General features: G+C 41.4%; 21 protein-coding genes and 1 pseudogene. 11 read left to right on the top strand and 11 right to left on the bottom strand.

Annotated elements, in window-relative coordinates; all coding sequences use genetic code 11:
* Nucleotides 1–553: 553 nt before the first annotated feature.
* Both lat and AC1DV1_RS12185 read left to right on the top strand, forming a co-directional pair.
* Entirely contained in the window at nt 554–1885 is a 1332-nt protein-coding gene (gene lat, locus AC1DV1_RS12190; protein WP_477359339.1) for an L-lysine 6-transaminase, read from the top strand.
* Nucleotides 1886–2082: 197 nt separating this feature from the next.
* Nucleotides 2083–2520 (top strand): hypothetical protein, encoded by a 438-nt coding sequence (locus tag AC1DV1_RS12185; RefSeq protein ID WP_477359335.1) that lies wholly within the window; start codon nt 2083–2085, stop codon nt 2518–2520.
* A gap of 78 nt (nt 2521–2598) precedes the next feature.
* Here the strand turns inward: AC1DV1_RS12185 and bshB1 are convergent, their stop codons facing one another.
* From bshB1 to AC1DV1_RS12170, 3 genes are read right to left on the bottom strand one after another with little or no spacing between them, the layout of a single operon-like run.
* Entirely contained in the window at nt 2599–3318 is a 720-nt protein-coding gene (gene bshB1, locus AC1DV1_RS12180) for a bacillithiol biosynthesis deacetylase BshB1 (RefSeq protein WP_477359332.1), read from the bottom strand.
* 13 nt (nt 3319–3331) lie between these two features.
* Entirely contained in the window at nt 3332–3832 is a 501-nt protein-coding gene (locus AC1DV1_RS12175) for a glutathione peroxidase (RefSeq protein WP_477359329.1), read from the bottom strand.
* A gap of 2 nt (nt 3833–3834) precedes the next feature.
* Nucleotides 3835–4449 (bottom strand): DUF4294 domain-containing protein, encoded by a 615-nt coding sequence (locus AC1DV1_RS12170; RefSeq protein ID WP_477359326.1) that lies wholly within the window; start codon nt 4447–4449, stop codon nt 3835–3837.
* A gap of 108 nt (nt 4450–4557) precedes the next feature.
* Here AC1DV1_RS12170 and AC1DV1_RS12165 point away from each other — a divergent pair, with 108 nt between their 5' ends.
* From AC1DV1_RS12165 to AC1DV1_RS12135, 7 genes are all read left to right on the top strand, one after another.
* On the top strand, nt 4558–6780 hold the full coding sequence (locus tag AC1DV1_RS12165) for a RelA/SpoT family protein (RefSeq protein ID WP_477359322.1): 2223 nt from the start codon (nt 4558–4560) through the stop codon (nt 6778–6780).
* Between the two features lie 192 nt (nt 6781–6972).
* Nucleotides 6973–7440, top strand: coding sequence for a Fur family transcriptional regulator (locus tag AC1DV1_RS12160; RefSeq protein ID WP_477359319.1), 468 nt, complete (start codon nt 6973–6975; stop codon nt 7438–7440).
* Nucleotides 7441–7442: 2 nt separating this feature from the next.
* Entirely contained in the window at nt 7443–7736 is a 294-nt protein-coding gene (locus AC1DV1_RS12155; RefSeq protein WP_477359316.1) for a DUF6922 domain-containing protein, read from the top strand.
* Nucleotides 7691–8317, top strand: coding sequence for a nucleotidyl transferase AbiEii/AbiGii toxin family protein (locus AC1DV1_RS12150; RefSeq protein WP_477359313.1), 627 nt, complete (start codon nt 7691–7693; stop codon nt 8315–8317). Before AC1DV1_RS12155 ends, AC1DV1_RS12150 begins: the two co-directional genes overlap by 46 nt.
* On the top strand, nt 8317–9594 hold the full coding sequence (locus AC1DV1_RS12145; RefSeq protein WP_477359310.1) for an adenylosuccinate synthase: 1278 nt from the start codon (nt 8317–8319) through the stop codon (nt 9592–9594). Before AC1DV1_RS12150 ends, AC1DV1_RS12145 begins: the two co-directional genes overlap by 1 nt.
* A 113-nt stretch (nt 9595–9707) precedes the next feature.
* The gene (locus tag AC1DV1_RS12140; protein WP_477359307.1) at nt 9708–10073 is read left to right on the top strand and encodes a hypothetical protein; all 366 of its coding nucleotides are present in this window, start codon (nt 9708–9710) and stop codon (nt 10071–10073) included.
* 81 nt (nt 10074–10154) lie between these two features.
* Entirely contained in the window at nt 10155–11417 is a 1263-nt protein-coding gene (locus AC1DV1_RS12135) for an anthranilate synthase component I family protein (protein ID WP_477359304.1), read from the top strand.
* Between the two features lie 13 nt (nt 11418–11430).
* Here AC1DV1_RS12135 and AC1DV1_RS12130 read toward each other — a convergent pair whose 3' ends face one another.
* The 5 genes from AC1DV1_RS12130 to AC1DV1_RS12110 all read right to left on the bottom strand — a co-directional run bounded on the left by AC1DV1_RS12130 (nt 11431) and on the right by AC1DV1_RS12110 (nt 15360).
* Nucleotides 11431–12156, bottom strand: a complete 726-nt coding sequence (locus AC1DV1_RS12130; RefSeq protein ID WP_477359301.1) for a YqjF family protein — start codon at nt 12154–12156, stop codon at nt 11431–11433.
* Between the two features lie 96 nt (nt 12157–12252).
* Nucleotides 12253–13056: a M48 family metallopeptidase gene (locus tag AC1DV1_RS12125; RefSeq protein ID WP_477359298.1), complete on the bottom strand. Its 804-nt coding sequence runs from the start codon at nt 13054–13056 to the stop codon at nt 12253–12255.
* A 5-nt stretch (nt 13057–13061) separates the two neighbouring features.
* Nucleotides 13062–13709, bottom strand: a complete 648-nt coding sequence (gene plsY, locus AC1DV1_RS12120) for a glycerol-3-phosphate 1-O-acyltransferase PlsY (RefSeq protein ID WP_477359295.1) — start codon at nt 13707–13709, stop codon at nt 13062–13064.
* Between the two features lie 127 nt (nt 13710–13836).
* A complete protein-coding gene (nadC, locus tag AC1DV1_RS12115) occupies nt 13837–14682 on the bottom strand; it encodes a carboxylating nicotinate-nucleotide diphosphorylase (RefSeq protein WP_477359291.1) in 846 nt (281 codons plus the stop codon).
* Nucleotides 14683–14961: 279 nt separating this feature from the next.
* Nucleotides 14962–15360, bottom strand: coding sequence for a DUF4783 domain-containing protein (locus AC1DV1_RS12110; RefSeq protein WP_477359288.1), 399 nt, complete (start codon nt 15358–15360; stop codon nt 14962–14964).
* 186 nt (nt 15361–15546) lie between these two features.
* Here AC1DV1_RS12110 and gpmI point away from each other — a divergent pair, with 186 nt between their 5' ends.
* Both gpmI and AC1DV1_RS12100 read left to right on the top strand, forming a co-directional pair.
* Complete coding sequence (gene gpmI / locus AC1DV1_RS12105) at nt 15547–17070, top strand: 2,3-bisphosphoglycerate-independent phosphoglycerate mutase (protein ID WP_477359285.1); 1524 nt, start codon at nt 15547–15549, stop codon at nt 17068–17070.
* Nucleotides 17057–17617, top strand: coding sequence for a hypothetical protein (locus AC1DV1_RS12100; protein ID WP_477359282.1), 561 nt, complete (start codon nt 17057–17059; stop codon nt 17615–17617). Before gpmI ends, AC1DV1_RS12100 begins: the two co-directional genes overlap by 14 nt.
* A gap of 7 nt (nt 17618–17624) precedes the next feature.
* Here the strand turns inward: AC1DV1_RS12100 and AC1DV1_RS12095 are convergent, their stop codons facing one another.
* The 3 genes and pseudogenes from AC1DV1_RS12095 to AC1DV1_RS12085 all read right to left on the bottom strand — a co-directional run bounded on the left by AC1DV1_RS12095 (nt 17625) and on the right by AC1DV1_RS12085 (nt 19424).
* A complete protein-coding gene (locus AC1DV1_RS12095; protein WP_477359277.1) occupies nt 17625–17888 on the bottom strand; it encodes a hypothetical protein in 264 nt (87 codons plus the stop codon).
* Between the two features lie 4 nt (nt 17889–17892).
* Nucleotides 17893–18728, bottom strand: a pseudogene (locus AC1DV1_RS12090) (Rpn family recombination-promoting nuclease/putative transposase).
* Nucleotides 18729–18782: 54 nt separating this feature from the next.
* Entirely contained in the window at nt 18783–19424 is a 642-nt protein-coding gene (locus AC1DV1_RS12085) for a tetratricopeptide repeat protein (RefSeq protein WP_477359274.1), read from the bottom strand.
* Nucleotides 19425–19503 lie beyond the last annotated feature (79 nt).

Below are 19503 nucleotides of genomic sequence, written 5' to 3'. Positions count from 1 at the left end.
GCTTCATGCTCCGTGGGAAAGAAAAAGTAGCGATAGAATGGGGCTTACTTTCAATCGCACAAAACCTAAGAAAAAAAGCTGCCTAAAGGCCTTCTTTTCACTCGTTCTTAATCAATAATATTCGTTAGTTCGAAATCAACATCAAAAAACTACTTGAAATCGATTTATCCGCCGTAAAATAAAAAGACCGCATCATTTGATTTATGATACGGCCTCTTTTTGCGTTTAAACACGATTTAAKGATTTTACAGGATTAACAGGATTTTTTCTGTAAAATCAGGTATTCACAATTCTGCTGTAAATATTCAAACAGATTATATTTAGTTTAAAACTTAAATACACCACATTGTCTTACGCTGTTTCGGGCAGATTAAAATAGGATCAAGCGATTTAAAATCAAAAAAATGTAGTCTATGCCCCTATACTATTTTCGGCTTTGGTACAAAAAGTAACTTTAAACAATTTAAACATACTTTTCACCCAATCGGTTCAAAAACCGCCTAAATTTTGTTTTTTGGGGCTTTTTAGTAGATTTGTATAAACCAAAATTGATATGTACAACCTACTTGTTTCACCCCAAAACGTTCAGGCTTCGTTGCAGAAGCATGTACTTGCCGATGGCTTCGATCTCACTTTTGATATGGAAAAAAGTAAGGGCGTATATATTTACGATTCGAAGAACAACCGGACACTACTTGATTTTTTTACCTGCTTCGCGTCGGTACCTTTAGGCTACAATCACCCCAAAATGGTGAACGACGAAGAATTCAAAAAAAACCTGATGCTGGCGGCCTTAACCAACCCGTCCAACTCCGATATATATACTACTCAATACGCGCAGTTTGTTGAAACCTTTTCAAGAGTTGGCATTCCTGATTATTTACCACACGCTTTTTTTATTGCAGGCGGTTCATTAGCCATAGAAAACGCGCTAAAGGTTGCCATGGACTGGAAAGTGCAAAAGAATTTTGCCAGGGGCTATACCAAAGAGCGCGGCTTTAAAGTGATACACTTTGAACACGCGTTTCATGGCCGCTCGGGCTATACCCTGAGCCTTACCAATACGGTGCCCAATAAAACCAAATGGTTTGCCAAGTTTGACTGGCCAAGGGTATCTGTACCCTATATGAATTTCCCGTATAGTGACGCCAATCATGAAGATTTGCTGCAACGCGAGCAATTGTCTGTAGCCCAGATCAGACAAGCTTTTGAAGATAATAAAGATGACGTTTGCGCTATTATTATTGAACCCGTACAATCAGAAGGCGGAGATAACCACGTACGTAAGGAATTTTTAGAAAAACTGCGCGAGCTTGCCGATGAATATGAGGCTATGCTCATTTATGACGAAGTGCAAACCGGCGTTGGCCTTACAGGTAAATTTTGGTGTCATGAGCATTTTGGCCCCAAAGCACGGCCAGACATTTTGGCCTTTGGTAAAAAAATGCAGGTTTGTGGCATATTGTGCAGCAACCGGGTTGACGAGATTGAGAATAATGTATTCCATGTATCATCGCGCATTAACTCAACCTGGGGAGGGAGTTTGGTTGATATGGTACGGTCATCAAAAATAATGGAAGTAATAGCCGAAGATAGTCTTTGCCAAAATGCCGCCGAAATGGGCGACTATTTGCAAAACCAGCTCAGCGATATTTCGGCCAGGATGCCTGTCATCGGCAATGTGCGTGGCAAGGGACTGCTTACAGCCTTTGATTTTCCCGACAAAAACAAGCGCGATAATTTCATCAACAAAGGGCTGGAAAATAATATCATGTATTTAGGCTGCGGTGATAAAAGTATCCGTTTTAGGCCAGCGCTTATTATTGAAAAAAGCCATATAGATACCGGACTTGAAATGCTGGAGAAAATAGCTAAAACCCTATAATTGACAATAACGTATTTAAAAAAACAGCTGAACTACAAACACCGTATCCTAATATTTAATATATGTTTTAGGAATTGTTGACTCCAAAAAGGGGTGAAATATTAACATAAGCTATTTTTTTACCAAAATACGCTATATTTTTAATTATTATTCCCGTTAGATTTGTCCATTCCTGTTAGAATCAAATCTAGTTCATCATGAGCAAACATATAGAGAAATTAAAAAAACAACTTGTTGAAGTTGCAGAAGTTGTTAACTCATTTCAGTCAGAAGCCGTGCAGGTACGCATCATTGATAGGCTGCTGGATGTAATGATTGAGTCGGAGAGAGCAGATGCCGATGGTTCTGAAATTTTTAGTAAAAAAGGCCGTAAATTACGCTTAGACGATGAAAGTTCTGCCACTGGGGGGCGTAAAAAGCCAGGCGCAACAAAAATATTGAACCAATTGCTAAGCACCGACTTTTTTGATGAACAGCGTTCCATCTCATCAATAGCTAACTATTGTAAAGAGCAATTTGATTCGGATTTCAAAACTTCGGAGTTATCGGGCATCCTTTTAAAATTGGCAAATGAAAATAAACTAAGACGGGAAAGAAGCAATGAAAACAATCGTTTTGAATACATCAAAGCTTAAATAGACAAACCAATATTATAAAATAAGCCGCTATTTGTTTAAAATAGCGGCTTATTTTATTTTCAGTTAAATAATATATTATTTTAAAGCAAATAAATTATCCACGCCTAAAATTTTCCTACTGGTATAGCCTTCAGCATATTTAGCGCCAATGCTTTTACCAAATTCGCTGGCACGCGCAGCAACTACGTTAATAAACTCTGGGGTAGATATATAAGTTTGGGGTTCATTTTCCCATTCGGGGTTGTAAAACTGCGAACCATAAGCGTAAATACTCTCCACCTTTTTATCCCAGTATTCGGTAATATCAATTAAAATATCTGGTTTAATATAGTTATCCTGAATAAAGTGCAGCACCATTTCTGGCCGCCATGCCTGTTGCGGTTCTCCATTCTCAAACGTCTCTATCTTGCGCAAGCCCGCTAAAAACGCAGATGCCTCTACCAGCTCATTGGCGCGGCCGTGATCTGGGTGCCTGTCATGATAAGCGTTGGTAATTACAATTTCAGGCTGATATTTACGAATAGCGGCAATTATCTTTAACTGATACTCCCGCGTATTTTCAAAAAAACCATCCGGAATAGCCAGGTTATCTCTTACCGCAAGACCCAGTATTTTGGCTGCGGCGGCGGCTTCCTGCTCTCGTATCTCGGCCGATCCGCGGGTACCTAATTCACCGCGGGTAAGGTCAACAATACCTACCTTATAACCCAAGGCAACGTGTTTTAAAATGGTGCCCGAGCATCCAAGTTCGGCATCATCAGGATGTACCGATAAAACTAAAATATCTAACTTCATTGTTGTGTTTGTGTTAATGAGTTGCCGCCAAAAGGCGCTCAATCTTTTTCCGGATTTTTGACGATGTGGGCTTGGTAAACGGAAAGTAAAAGTCGGTAACGTGTCCGTCCCTATCAATCAAAAACTTATGAAAATTCCATCTGGGTACCGATTTAAGTTTTCCGTTTGCTTTTTTATCGGCAAAAAATTGGTATAGGGGATGTGCAAAAGGCCCGCGCACCCTGATTTTATCAAATACCGGGTAGTTTGCACCAACGTTTTCGCAAAAAGCAGCTATAGCGGCGCCTTCCAAAGGCTCCTGGCCGCCAAAATCATTTGAGGGGAAGGCCAATATCTCGAAATCAGTATCCTTGAACTGGTTTTTCAATTCGGCCAAATCTTTAAGCTGTGGTGTAAAGCCACATTGAGAGGCGGTATTAACAATTAAAAGTACCTTACTTTTATAAGCCGACAGGCTAATATCATCACCGTTTAACTTTTGAACGTTAAACTTGTAGACGCTTGTGTTGTCCATTATCAGTAGTTAGTGGAATTATATCCGGCCTGGGTAAGTATGGCCTCGATATCTCTCTGCTCGTCGGGGTCGTAAGTCTCCTTAAGGTTATGGCCAAATATGCTGGCTACAGACTGAAACATAAATGCCTTAAAACCACCCTTAAGTTCCTTAACCATAGTATAGCTGGTTTGCCCGGTTTCGCGGTCAATCAGCTTGATCAAAACTTCACCCTGACTAATTGTCAGATTTTTAATTTCCTTATCAAACAATGTTTTTATTTCACCCTCGCAGGTGCTTATCAATTCTTTCTGTTTTTTCTTATCCCCGKTAAGGGCAAGGTCGCGCTGCAATTTTGCGTACCGCTGGCCTGCAAAACGGGCGTAAGGCAACACCTTCATTACGTTATAACGCAACCGGCGATAATTATCCCTATCTGCATCGTTAGCAAATATGCGGCTATCTACAATTCTTATCGGCGGGCAAACCACCCAGGGTATTAATTGTCCGTCAACATCGGTTACGGCCACTCTTATGGTATCATTTTTGCCCAATACCATAGGTGCAGGTTTATCTGTCTGGGCACTTACCTTGCCCACTAAGCAACAAAACATCAACAGAAAACCAATAAATTTCATATTTTTACTTAAAACAAAATTAAAGGAAATTTTTGTGGTATTTTAATATAATCTGTAATAATAATTTTCAATTACAAGTTTATCTTATTTATACCGTCTATATCATATATGAAAGAGATAGAGATTGATCTGGAAGCCGAGAAGAATGAGATACTAAAAAGATATCGCGCATTGCTGCGCGCCTGTAAATCGACCCTGCAAAAGGGCGATAAACGCATGATACGCAAGGCGTTTGATATGGCGCTTGAAAGCCATAAAGATATGCGCCGTAAAAGCGGCGAACCCTATATATATCACCCTATTGCTGTAGCCCAGATAGCCGCCGAAGAGATTGGACTGGGTACAACATCAATTGTGTGCGCCCTGCTTCATGATGTGGTAGAAGATACCAACATGACGCTTGACGAAATTGAGATGGAGTTTGGCAAAAAGGTGGCCAAAATTATTGATGGCTTAACCAAAATATCGGGCGTATTTGATACCAACAGCTCGTTACAGGCCGAGAACTTCCGTAAAATGCTGCTTACCCTGGCCGATGATGTGCGGGTGATACTCATTAAACTGGCCGATAGGCTGCATAACATGCGCACCATGGAGTTTATGCCGCGCGATAAGCAGCTTAAACTATCGTCAGAAACCGTGTACCTGTATGCTCCACTGGCCCACAGATTGGGTTTATATGCCATAAAATCTGAACTGGAAGACCTATCCATGAAATACATGGAGCGCGAAACTTACCAGTTCATCAAAAAGAAACTAAACGAAAAGAAAGCTGAACGAGAACGTTTTATCCGCGATTTTATTGAGCCTGTTAACAAAGCGCTACAGGCCCAGGAAATTCATGCAGATGTGTTTGGCAGGCCAAAATCTATTCACTCCATCTGGAATAAGATGAAGAAAAAATCGATCCCTTTTGAGGAGGTATATGATCTTTTTGCCATCAGGATAATTTTAGATAGCGCCCCCGACCAGGAAAAAGCCGATTGCTGGAAGGCCTACAGTATAGTTACCGACCAATACCGTCCCAACCCCGACAGGCTGCGCGATTGGATTTCGTCGCCCAAGGCAAATGGATACGAATCATTACACACCACCGTTATGGGCCCGCGCGGGCAATGGGTTGAAGTGCAGATACGTACCAAACGCATGAACGAGATTGCCGAGAAAGGTTTTGCCGCGCATTGGAAATACAAGGAATCATCAACCGATAGCGGGCTTGATCAATGGGTGCAAAAGGTAAGGGATATGCTTAAAAATCCCGACACCAACGCCCTGGATTTTATCGACGACTTCAAGATGAATTTATTCAGCGATGAAATTTTCATTTTTACCCCAAAAGGTGCGCTTATCCAGTTGCCGCTTAATGCAACTGCCCTGGATTTTGCATTTGAAATACACACCGATGTGGGCGCCAGTTGTATTGGCGCCAAAGTGAACCATAAACTGGTGCCATTAAGTTATAAACTGCAAAATGGCGACCAGGTAGAGATTATCACCTCGGGCAAGCAAACCCCTAAAGAGGATTGGCTAAATTTTGTGGTTACCGCAAAAGCTAAAGCCAAAATAAAATCGGCTTTAAAAGAAGAAAAGCGAAAAATTGCGGAGGACGGCAAAGAGATTCTGGAGCGTAAAATGAAATCGCTTAAAATCACTTACAACTCCGAAAATCTGCACAAACTGAGCTATTTTTTCAAACTGCAATCAACCCAGGACCTGTTTTATAACATTGCCAAGGGCGTGATAGACATGAAAGACCTGAAGGAATATCAGGCCTTTGAAAAGAATGTTGAGAACAAGCCCCAGGATAAAATTGAACAGGAACAAGTTCRAAACCTCATTCGTAACCTGAAATCGAAAGACAGCGATATGCTGCTGATTGGTGAGGACATGCAGAAAATTGACTATAAACTGGCCAATTGCTGTAACCCTATCCCCGGCGACGATGTATTTGGCTTTGTTACCGTGAGCGATGGCATTAAAATACACCGCACCAACTGCCCCAATGCCGCCAAACTGATGGCTAACTATGGCTACCGGATTGTAAAAGCCCGCTGGACCAACCAGCAGGAGCTTGCATTTTTAACCGGGTTAAGAATAACCGGTATAGACGAAGTTGGATTAATTAATAAACTCACCACTGTTATATCAACCGATTTTAAGGTAAATATCCGCTCCATTACGGTTGATAGTGACAACGGAATTTTTGAAGGATCGATAATGGTTTACGTAAACGATACCAACCACCTTGACAACCTGATCAAAAAAATAAAACTGATTAAAGGCGTTACCGGCGTTAACAGATTTGATTCGGTGATTGAAAAAGCGTCTTGAAAAAGAATCAAGAATTAAGAGTCAAGAATCAAGATGGAGAAAGTCTTGATTTTTTTATTCTTGTCTGAAACCAGTTACAGATGACAGAAGGAGTCGCCAGGCGAAACACAAATTTTTCTTAATTCCTGATTCTTGACTCTTGACTCTATCTTAACCAAATTATTAATAACTTTGCCTGCTTAACAGACCATTATGGCCCAACCGGATACTATAGCATTGGTTAAAAAAATTTTTGAGGCTTACCTTGAGAATAAAAACCTGCGCAAAACGCCGGAGCGTTTTGCAATACTCGAAGAAATTTACTCGCGCTCAGATCACTTTGATGTGGAATCCCTTTATATCCACATGAAAAATAAAAAATACCGTGTTAGCCGCGCTACGGTATATAACACGCTTGAACTGCTGGTATCATGCGACCTGGTAACAAAACACCAGTTTGGCAAAAACATGGCCCAATTTGAAAAATCATACGGCTACAAACAGCATGACCACATCATTTGCATCGACTGCGGCAAAGTAGTGGAGTTTTGCGACCCGCGGATTCAGCAGATACAGAGTATGATGGGCGATATTTTAAAATTCGACATTAAACACCACTCGTTAAACCTTTACGGTAACTGTGCCAAATTACGTGAAGGTAATTGCGACAGAAGGGTATAACCATGAACAAACCTATTTTAAGCAAACAGGCATTTTGGGATGTTGATATGGATAATATCGACTATGAAAAGAATGCGCGTTTTGTTATTGAAAAGGTTGTTGACCGCGGATCTTTTGAGGACTTTATCGCTCTAAAGAAATTTTATGGTGATGATAAAATCAAAAAAGAAATTGTAAATGCTAAGTGGATTGGCGACAAAGAAATTTATTTTTGCTGTGCCATTTTCGATCTTGAACCTAAGGACTTTAAATGTTATATAAAGAAACAGTTGAACCCGCAACTTTGGGTTTACTGACAGAATTAATGACTCTGCCAGAACTGGAGCAATTCAGACTGGTTGGTGGTACAGCGCTATCTTTACTTTTAGGTCATCGGGCATCTATCGATCTTGATCTTTTTACCGACGAACCCTTTGATAGCGATTTAATTAACTTTAAGCTATCCGGCAATTTTCAATTTTTCTCAAAAGAAAAAACCAGCCCCCGTTTGTTGTTCACTTATATAAATAACGTAAAAGTAGATTTTGTACATACGTTTGAAAAGTTCACTTTTGCCAGTAATAATATAGAGGGTATTAGGTTTGCCTCCCTGGAAGAAATTATTGCCCTGAAATTAAACGCAATAGCAGGACGAGGGGCAAAAAAGGACTTTTGGGATTTACACGAGTTATTGGAACATTTTTCGTTTGATCAAATGTTTTCATTTTATCAAGCCAGGTATCCAAATAATTCAACGATAATGATTATTAAATCTATCACTTATTTTGTTGAAGCAGATTTGGATTCAGATCCTTATAGTTTTAAAAAATTAAAGTGGGATAAAATCAAAAAAGATATCATACAAAAATTTAATAGATATATTCAAACGATAAATTAATGGCTGTTGACGTATTATTAGGCCTCCAATGGGGCGATGAAGGTAAAGGAAAAATTGTTGATGTGCTTAGCGCAGGTTACGACCTGATTGCACGTTTCCAGGGCGGCCCAAATGCCGGGCATACTTTGGAATTCGACGGTAAAAAATTCGTTTTGAATACTATTCCTTCAGGTATATTTTTTGAAAATACCATGAACCTTATTGGTAATGGTGTAGTGATTGACCCTATTACCCTTAAAAAGGAAATAGATAAACTGAAAGATGCAGGGCACGATCTGTTGGCTAAAAAGAACCTGCTGATTGCCAAAAAAGCGCACCTGATATTGCCTACCCATCAACTGCTTGACGCCGCATCTGAAAAGAAAATGGGCGAAGGTAAAATCGGCTCGACTTTAAAAGGTATCGGTCCTACTTATATGGATAAAACCGGCAGGAACGGTTTACGCATCGGCGATATCACCCTGCCCGACTTTAAAGAACGTTACCAGAAACTGGTTGACAAACATACTTCAATGCTTACAGCCATGTACGGCGAGGTTGCCGATTTTTCTGAACGCGAAGCTTTGTTTTTTGAAGCCATTGACTTTATCAAGCAATTTCCACTGGTTGATTCGGAGCACCTGGTGAACGACTATATTAAAAAAGGCAAAAAAGTTTTGGCCGAAGGCGCTCAGGGCGCCATGCTGGATATTGATTTTGGAAGCTATCCGTTTGTTACTTCGTCAAATACTACGGCTGCTGGTGCATGCACCGGCTTAGGAATAGCTCCACAGCAAATTGGCGATGTGATAGGTATTTTTAAAGCTTATTGTACCCGTGTTGGGGGCGGCCCGTTCCCTACCGAACTGGAAGACGAAACAGGCGAAGAATTACGCCGTATAGGCCACGAATTTGGCGCCACCACAGGGAGGCCCCGCCGTACCGGCTGGATTGATCTGCCGGCTTTAAAATACGCTATAATGCTTAATGGCGTTACCCAACTGGTAATGACTAAAGCTGATGTATTAAGCGGTTTTGATAAAATTTACGCTTGTACCCACTACAACTATTTAGGCGAAACCATTGATTATATGCCTTATGATATCTGCTCGGTAAGCCCGGTACCGGTTTTAAAGGAAATTGATGGCTGGAACGAAGATTTAACAGGTATTACTGAGTTGTCTGAAATCCCTGCCAAACTGCAATCATACATTGATTACCTGGAGGCGGAATTGGGCGTACCTGTAAAATATTTATCTGTTGGGCCCGACAGGAAGCAGACTTTGGTGCTGCACTAAAAGTAAACAACCTGTTTTAAAACAAATATTATAAGGGCCGAATCAAATCGGTCCTTTTTATTTATATTAGCTTTTGATATTTTATTTTATTTATATCGTAACCTTATCATATAATGTTTAAACCTTCCACTCTAAAAACTGTATCGTACATTGCATTGGTGTGCTGCTCATTAAGTTTGTTATTGGCTATTTACGGCGCTGTTGTTGTTGGCCAGTGGCAAATGTATTTAAGCATAGTATCATGGGCACTGCTTATTTATTCAAGCTACTTAGGCACCAAGCTGGCAACATATGAATTATATGATGAAGACATCAAAAAACTTGGTTACTATATTTATGGCATCCTGGTAGTTTTTGTTCTTTTCCTGTGTTTTAATATTTCTTTAGGGGTGTTATTGGCAATATTTCTGGCAATCACCCTTCATAATCAAAAAACAGGTTTTGATAGTTGGATGCGGGAGAAAAACAATGAAATATAAGTTATTAATCTTGTATTGATCATATAGTATTTAAAGGCCGGCTACCCGGTCTTTTTTAATTAACTTGGTTATTTTTGCAGGGTGATAGTACAGGTAAATGATCTGCAAAATTTCAAGCTTAAAGCCCTGCAATGGGCATCGTCATACAATTCGGCATGTTACCTCGACTCGAATGGCTTTGATGACCCCTACACCAAATTCGACACCCTGATTGCAATTGGCAGCACGGAAGAAATAACGGCGAGCACAGGCACGGCGTTTGATCAGTTACAAGCTTTTCGTAAAGCTAACCCAGGTTGGCTTTGCGGTTTTTTGGGCTACGATTTGAAAAATGAAGTCGAAAAATTATCCTCACAAAACTTCGACGGACTCGACTTTCCCGACCTGTACTTTTTTGCGCCGGTACACCTAATCATTATTAAAGGTAATAAAGCGGAGATTATGAGCGACGATCCTCAACATGTTTTGAGCCGGATTGATGAGCTTGGGTTAATTACACATGATAAACAGCCATCGATACATTTAAAAAGCAGGTTTACAAAACAGGAATATATTGATGCAGTAACCGGCATACAGGAGCATATTACCAGGGGCGATATTTATGTAACCAATTTTTGCCAGGAGTTTTTTGCTGATGATGTACGTGTTGATCCTTTGAGCGTATTTACGCAGCTTAATAGTTTATCGCCCAATCCATTTTCAACTTTTTTTAAATGGAATAACAACTACATAATTGGTGCCTCGCCCGAACGTTTTTTAGCAAAACGAGGTAATAAACTCATATCCCAGCCCATTAAGGGCACGGCCAAAAGGCACGACGATTTAGAGGCCGATGAACTTGTTAAGCAAGAATTACGCAACCATCCCAAAGAACTACAGGAAAATGTAATGATTGTTGACCTGGTACGCAACGACCTTACCAAATCGGCCAAACAGGGAACTGTTAAAACCGAAGAGCTTTTCGGCATACATAGCTTCCGCCAGGTGCACCAAATGATATCGACCGTTGTGTGCGAGCTACAGGAGCACTTATCTCTCATACAGGCCATTAAAAACAGCTTCCCTATGGGCAGCATGACCGGTGCGCCTAAGATAAGCGCCATGCAATTGATGGAGCAATATGAACGCAGTAAACGCGGTATCTACTCCGGCGCGGTAGGGTACTTTGGCCCGGATGATGATTTTGATTTCAACGTAGTGATCAGATCGCTGCTGTACAACGCAGATAACGGATACTTATCTTTCCATGCAGGCAGCGCTATTACTTATCATGCCGACGCAGAGAAGGAGTACGAGGAATGTTTATTGAAAGCAAAGGCGGTACTGGAGGTTTTGGGAGGATAGCATCCGAACTTTACTATTTTACCACAATCTTATCCCCCACCCTCACCTTAATATCAGATCCAACGGCAAAAAACGCCGAAACCGGCTCTTTCACTAAATAAGGCTTAAATGCTTCACCATATAACCCTGCCACATCAGCATCAAAAACATAATCTTTAACCTTACCAGTTTGCCATGATATATGTTCAACCTGGTACTCCATAGTGCTTGTGGCCGAAAGTTTATTGTATCCCCAATAATGCTCAAAAATAAACTCTTCGCCACTACCAGGTGTTATATCCAGTAATTGATTGCTGGCGGTTGCGCCAAGCTTATTCCATTTGCCTTTAAACTTCCACTCGTATAAAAACTGGGTGTGGTCTCCGGCTTCCAGTATGCTGTGGCGCATGGGCATGGCACTATAATGTTCTTTGTATAAATTGTTAGCAATAACTGCTATTATTGGTTTAGGTACTATTTCACTTACAAAAACGGCTCCACGCTTCCATTCTGTTCCGTTAAAGTGCCTTACGTAAAAACGAAGGTTCACTTCCTCAAAATCCACATGCCATGGCCATTTGATGCCCAATACCTTTGTATCTAAAAACATAAAGCCTACCATGCTTACCAAAGCCTTGCCCTGCCATAAGTCAAGCTCGGTGCCGGGTGGTAAATAGGGATCGAGAATAGTGGGCTCCATCTCGTAATTTATCATTACCAGGTTTTTCCACTGCGCTTTTAAGAATTGAGGTTTGGGCATAAATTAAATGATGAGGTTTAAGTGTCGAGTAGTGAGTTCATCGACATTTGTAGCATGCCATAAATTAACTCAAAACTTACTACTCATAACTCAAAACTATTTTTTATAATACTTCATAGCCTCGGGTATCAGGTTTTGAATGTTGGCTATGCGGGTAGCATCAGAAGGGTGTGTACTTAGCAATTCGGGGGGCGAGCCGCCTTTGTTTTGAGCGGCCATACGTTGCCAAAACGCAACTGCATTATGCGGATCGTACCCGGCCATTGCCATAAAAGTTAAGCCCAGGCGATCAGCTTCCGATTCCTGGTCGCGCGAGTATTTCAACAAAACAACCTGGGTACCTACACCATAAGCCTGGCTAAAAAGGCTTTGCATTACCTGCGATTGTTTTGCCACGGCAACGCCGGCCAGCGAACCGCCGAATTGCGCTAATGTTTGCTGCGAAATACGTTCGGCAGAGTGCCGGGCAATAGCATGGCCGATTTCGTGCCCCATAACTACTGCCAGGTAAGCATCGGTATTGGCCACCGGCAGCAAACCGCTATATACAGCTACTTTACCGCCAGGCATACACCATGCGTTTACCTCGGGGCTCTGGATGAGGTTAAACTCCCATTGAAAGCTGTATTGATCGCCGTACCCGTTGCTTTTTAAATAGGCTTCGATAGCTACGGCAAGGTTATTACCAATGCGTTTGATACGTTGCACATCGGTTCCGCCATTAATTACTTTGGTTTTAGGATCTGATAATAGTTGGCTGTAACTCGCGGCTGCCGATTGGTTTACTTCGGCATCGCCAACCAAACTTAATTGTTTACGGCCGGTAAGCGGCACAGTTGAACAGGAGAACAGGGCAACAACCAGTGTTGTTGCTAAAAATGCAGGCAGGAATTTTTTCATAATGGTCAGGCAGCTTTTTTCTTTAAAAAATTAACTTTCGATTCGGTGCCCTTTAATAAACGTTCGATATTCTTTTGATGCGTTACCAGGATGAGCATGCAAATACACATTCCGTATATAACAACCGATCTTATAGAGGTGGGAAAAACAAACGAGACCCCTATAGGATAGGTAAAGGCCGCAGCAATGGAGCTAAGCGACACATACTTTGTAAGTAACAACACCACAACAAATACCAACACGCACAATAAAGCGGCGTGCAAATGTATAGCCAAAATCATTCCAAATAAAGTGGCAACACCTTTACCGCCCCTAAAACCGGCAAATATCGGGAACAAATGGCCCATAACTGCAGCTACCCCTAAAGCCAGCGCGTAGTTCATATAACTCGCAGAATTGTAAGCCCCGGTAGTAGATACCCCGATAAAAAAAGCAAGGTTAGTAGCCGTCCACCCTTTCAAAATATCAAGCAGCATTACAGGGATACCAGCCTGTTTGCCCAGTACCCTGAAGGTATTGGTTGCGCCTGCATTGCCACTGCCATACTCTCTTACATCGATATCATAAAACGCAAGGCCAATCCAGACAGCTGTTGGGATAGACCCGCAGAGATAAGCAAGGATGAGCGCCGAAACTGAGTATACGTTGATCATTTACCTGCAATATTACAAAATTGATACCGTACTAAAACGCTAATCATAATTTAAACGCTTGCTTTAATAGCCAGATTCCGACAGCCCGGTCTTAACTCAAATGTTAAAACAAGGATGCACCATAAATTTACTTTACAGCCTTTAAACTAAGGTCGAGGCTTTTTACCGAATGCGTGAGCGCTCCAACAGAAATATAATCAACCCCGCAATCCGCGTATTCGCGTATTGTATCAATTGTTATACCACCCGATGCCTCAGTTATAAACCGGCCGTTAATAATATTAACTGCCTGCCGCAGTTCGGCAAAGTTAAAGTTGTCTAACAAGATACGGTTTATGTTGCCGGTTTGCAATACCTCGTCCAATTCTTCCAGGTTACGCACCTCAATTTCGATGGCAAGCTTTTTATTATTATCTATAAGATACTGATTTGCACTTTCAATGGCTTGCCTTATCCCCCCGGCGTAGTCAACATGATTATCTTTAATTAATATCATATCATACAAACCAAATCGGTGATTAACGCCGCCACCTATTTTTACGGCCCATTTTTCAAGGTAGCGTAAACCAGGGGTTGTTTTACGGGTATCTAAAACTTTTGTATTCGTGCCTTTCAACAAATCAACTATCTCGCGGGTTTTTGTAGCAATTCCCGACATTCGTTGCATACAATTCAGTACCAAACGCTCGGCAACCAGGATACTGCGGGCGCTGCCCTCTACTTCAAACGCCACATCTTTGTACTTAACAACAGCGCCATCCTGTAAAAAAATGGTCACTTTAAGGTCGGGGTCAACCACTTTAAATATCTCAATAGCCAATTCAACACCGGCCAAAATGCCTTCGTCTTTTACCAAAAGCTGTGCTTTGCCTGTTGTTTCGGCGGGAATGGTTGATAGGGAGGTATGATCACCATCGCCAACATCCTCTTGTAAAGCATTAATTATAAACTGGTCAACAAGTTCTTTATCCAAGATAATTACTTTTTTAAGCCCCAAAAGTAACGTTTTTTTTAATTTGAGAATTTGAAGATTTGAGAATTTGAAAATGAAAAAAGAAAATTTAGAAACCAATCAATTTCAGGCTTTCAACTTTATTTTGTTTAGTGATAGAAATCAACGAGTAATTTTAACAACTTATCACAAAATGTAATTACAAGCCAATCTGCTTAACCCAGGTTCGGCAACTCTTCCACATTTTCAAATTTTCAAATCCTCAAATTTTCAAATTGCTTTATCCTCAAATTCAAAAGTCTACTTCACCTTCTCGTCCTCAATCCCCAATTCGATGATGCGCATGGTGCCGCCCACATCTTTCAGGGTAAAGGCAATACGGTATTCCTGTTTATCGGCAGTGGTTAAAATATATACACCAAGTTGAATGCTGGCGCTGGAGTTTACTTTGTGGAGCAGCTTTATTGTTTGTGGCTTATGTTTAGTAAAAAAATCGCTGAGAACAGATGTGGCCTGGGTTTGCGAATATGATTGCTCTTCGGCCATTACAGTCATCTCTACGGTTGGGGCAAACAGCTTGCCTATTTCTTTACTATTACCTTGTTTTATCAAATTAGCCACATTATCCATGGCATCGGCCGCTACCATGCCAGGCATCAGCAACAAAACTATAAACGACGACAGGTAAAGTAACTTCATATCATAAATACGTGAAAAAACGGTTTAAAGTTACACCAGACAAAAAAGAGGAGCTTTTTTTAGCGTAATGTTCAGATATAACTGTTTTTGCCCTCAATTATTATCTTAACAATCAGCACGGTGTAAGTATAAATCTAAATTCAAAATTTATAGCCATAAGTACATTGTTGCATTTATATTTGCAATGTGGAAAATAAAAAAAAACTCGCATTAATTATCCTCGATGGCTGGGGTTACGGCCGTAACGATCAATCGAACGCTATACTTGCCGCCAACACACCTTTTGTTGACATGATGCTGCAAACTTACCCAAATTCTAAACTGGAAGCATCTGGTATGGCGGTAGGCTTGCCGGCCGGGCAAATGGGCAACTCCGAGGTTGGGCACATGAACCTTGGCGCAGGCCGCGTGGTTTACCAGGAATTGGGCCGCATTCATAAAGCTGTTGAAGATAATGAATTACCTACCATCCCGGTTTTAAAAGATGCTTTTGAATATGCCAAACAAAACAACAAGGATGTTCACTTCATCGGTTTAGTGTCTGATGGCGGTGTTCACTCACACATCAGGCACGTAAAGGGCCTTTGCGATGCAGCAAAACAGCTGGATGTAAACAATGTATTTATTCATGCCTTTTTAGACGGACGCGATACCGACCCTAAATCGGGCTTAGGTTTTATTACCGAACTGGAACAACATATAGCAGGCACATCTGCACAAATAGCTACTACCATTGGCCGTTACTATGCTATGGACCGCGATAACCGCTGGGAACGCGTTAAACTGGCTTATGACCTGATGGTCAACGGCGAAGGTGAAGCCACGCAGCACATAACCGACCTGATCAAAAAATCGTACGAAGATGGGGTTACCGACGAATTCATTAAACCAATAGTAAGGGTTGATGCTGATGGTAAGCCTTTGGCAGTTATAAAAGATGGTGATGTTGTTATATGCTTTAACTTCCGTACAGACAGGGGCCGCGAGATTAGCCTGGCGCTAACTCAAAAGTCGTTCCCGGAATACAACCTGCACCCGTTAAACATCCGTTACATCACCATGGTACCCTATGATGAAACGTTTAAAAATGTACAGGTGGTTTTCAATAAAGAAGACCTGACCAAAACATTGGGCGAAATTTTGCAGAATGCAGGCAAAACGCAGATCCGTATTGCCGAGACCGAAAAATACCCACACGTAACCTTCTTTTTCTCGGGCGGGCGCGAGCGTGAGTTTGATAACGAGAAACGCTTGCTGGTACCATCGCCTAAAGTGGCCACTTATGATCTGCAGCCAGAGATGAGCGCGGCAGGTATTCGCGATGCCATCATTCCTGAACTGGAAAGCGGCTGGCCCGATTTTGTTTGCCTGAACTTTGCCAATACCGATATGGTTGGCCACACCGGTGTTTTTAGCGCCGTTGTTAAAGCTGCCGAGACGGCAGATGCCTGTACAAAAGCAGTTGTTGAGGCTGGTTTAGCCAATGGTTATAGCTTTATCATCATTGCCGATCACGGTAATGCCGACTACATGATTAATGATGATGGCACACCAAACACCGCTCACACCACCAACCTGGTACCTTGTATCATAATAGACAAAGATGTAACCCGTGTAAGCGATGGCAAACTGGGCGACATTGCACCTACCATTTTAAAAATACTGGGGGTTGATATCCCCGCGGAAATGACCGGTAATGTATTGGTATAAACTGAAACTAACATATAATGCCACCCTATTGGGTGGCATTTTGCTTTTATCGGGTTTACAAGCCTGCAGGCCCGATAAAACGCAATCAAACGGTACCCTGAAGTATTTTGATATAGCTGGGTATTTTAAAGCCGACACGGCCACGCTAACCAAGCTAAATCCGCAGGTTGACAAAACTGTTACCCACAACGGAGTAACAGAAAACAAAACCGTACAAATTGCCAACTGGGGGCAGGAATTTAACCTATTTATCCTTTCAGACATTAACCGCCCGGCCTGGAAAAACAGCTACAGCATTTTAAACACCGATTCGCTTATTATTTACCGGGCTAAAACACCTGATTTGCGTACCACCGAGGTGATGATTAAAAAAGACGGCGATAAAGTAAAATGGATTGTAATATTCAATCATACCAAAAACCTGCTTTATGAAACCCGCGAAAAATTAAGCTACTTCCCAGATTCGGTTTACCAGATAGAAAAATCGCAGCAGGTGAGGCTGATGGGGAAGAATTTATATAGGATAAAGGGAGTTTTAAAGAAGTAGGCTTTTATTACAAGCTTTCTATTTCTTCAATCGACAGCCCGGTACCCCTGGCAATATTTTCAGTGCTCATTCCAATTTTTTTACATGCACGGGCAATTTCCAATGCTTTTTTACGCTCGCCTTTCTTTATGCCTATTTCCATCCCTTTCTCAATGCCTATCTCCATACCCTTCTCAATTCCAATTTTCATCCCTTTCTCCATACCTTCTTTCATGGCATAGTCACGCACATTCTTATTATCCCATTTGTATTTTAGGCTGCTATCGTACATGCAATTATAACTCGTTTATTTCTGCTATTGACAAACCGGTACCCTTGGCGATATCCTCTGCGCTTAATCCCATCTTTTTAAACTCACGGGCAATTTCCAATGCTTTTTTATGCTCGCCCCGCTCCATACCTTCTTTCGTGGCATAGTCAAGCACATTCTTATTATCCCACTTGTATTTTAAGCTGCTATCGTACATGTTTTTTTCCTCCTTTGTCAGGTTAGTATATTCGGCAATGTTAAATAGTTTTTCAAATACCGGCTTCCGCAGGTAAACCGGTATCTTATCCATCTGGCTCATATTTTTTAATACATACAGCCATCTGTCTAAATCGGTTTCCAGTTTGGTACCGTCTTTAACAAAATTACGTAATTCAATATACGTATAACCCAATTTATCGTAAAATATTTCTCCTGTATCCCTGTTACATAAACTAATATCGTGCAGGTATGCGGTTGAATTACTTACTTCGAGTGTAAAATCTTCCAATAAGGCAACCAGGTAAACCCCGGTTAGGTTATAAGCCCAGTCGCTGCGCCTGCCTTTGGGCGCTTGGTCGCTTATCAGGCGGCTGGTATAAAACAAAGCCCTTTCTTTAAAATAACCTTGCCTGCCCCTTTGCACCTCAATTATAAAGCGCTCATTATTGTCACCGGTGCAAAGCAGATCAAATATAGCACCGCCCTCATCACGTAAATCGCCGGGATGCTCATTTTATTGTAACTCAGATCGACGATATGTTTGCTGCCTCTGAAAACCTCGTTTAAAAAAGCAATCAACAGGTCTTTATTAGGCTCACTGCCAAAAATCTTTTTAAAAGCAAAATCAACTAAAGGATCGATGTAACAGGCAGGTTATTGTCAGGCATAGCCAAATATAAAGCTTATACACCAATTTTAATGCTTGGTAGCCGCGGTTAAGCTTGCCTGGGTCAGTTTTTCTTTAGACTGATCAATGAGTGCGGCGATATCATTTCGGCCGGGGTTGGCATTCAATATCTTTTCCAGATCGGCAACAGAAGCTTTTAATGAATTTATACCGCGGCTTCTGTCATAAAAGCGGGAATTTGTTTGAAGCTTGAACATCCCATAATCGCGGTAGGCTATACCCCTGTTTTGGTAGTATTTACTATCACCCGGATCATCGTTGATAGATATGGCTTTGGTAAGGTCGACAATCGCTCCCAATAAATATAACTCTTTATCGGCATCCTTAGTCTGGTTATCTTTACCCAAATAGCTTTTTGCGCGGGCCCTGTAATAGTAAGCAGTAGCATCAGCCGGTTTTATGGCAATTACGCGGGTATAGGCTGCTATTGATTTTTTGTAGTTATCGCTGTGATAGTAAGAATAGCCCAACATCCACAAGGCATTAGCATTGGTCGAATCGGTAATGCAGGCTTTTTCAAGGTGTGCAACTGCCGATCTGAAATCGCCGTCCATAACAGCTTGCTGCCCCATTTTTACATAAGCACTCTGCGCCAATGTAGTTTCAATGGTTGACAGTAGCAGGAACGGTAAAATGACTGAAAGCCTCATCAACGGATTAATGGTGAACAAATTGTATATCATTAACTAACATTACCTCGAATTATTATGCCAAAATTAAATTTATTAA

The organism is Mucilaginibacter sp. P4_D1 (assembly GCF_056401935.1).
This window is presented reverse-complemented; position numbering and strand designations above follow the sequence as displayed.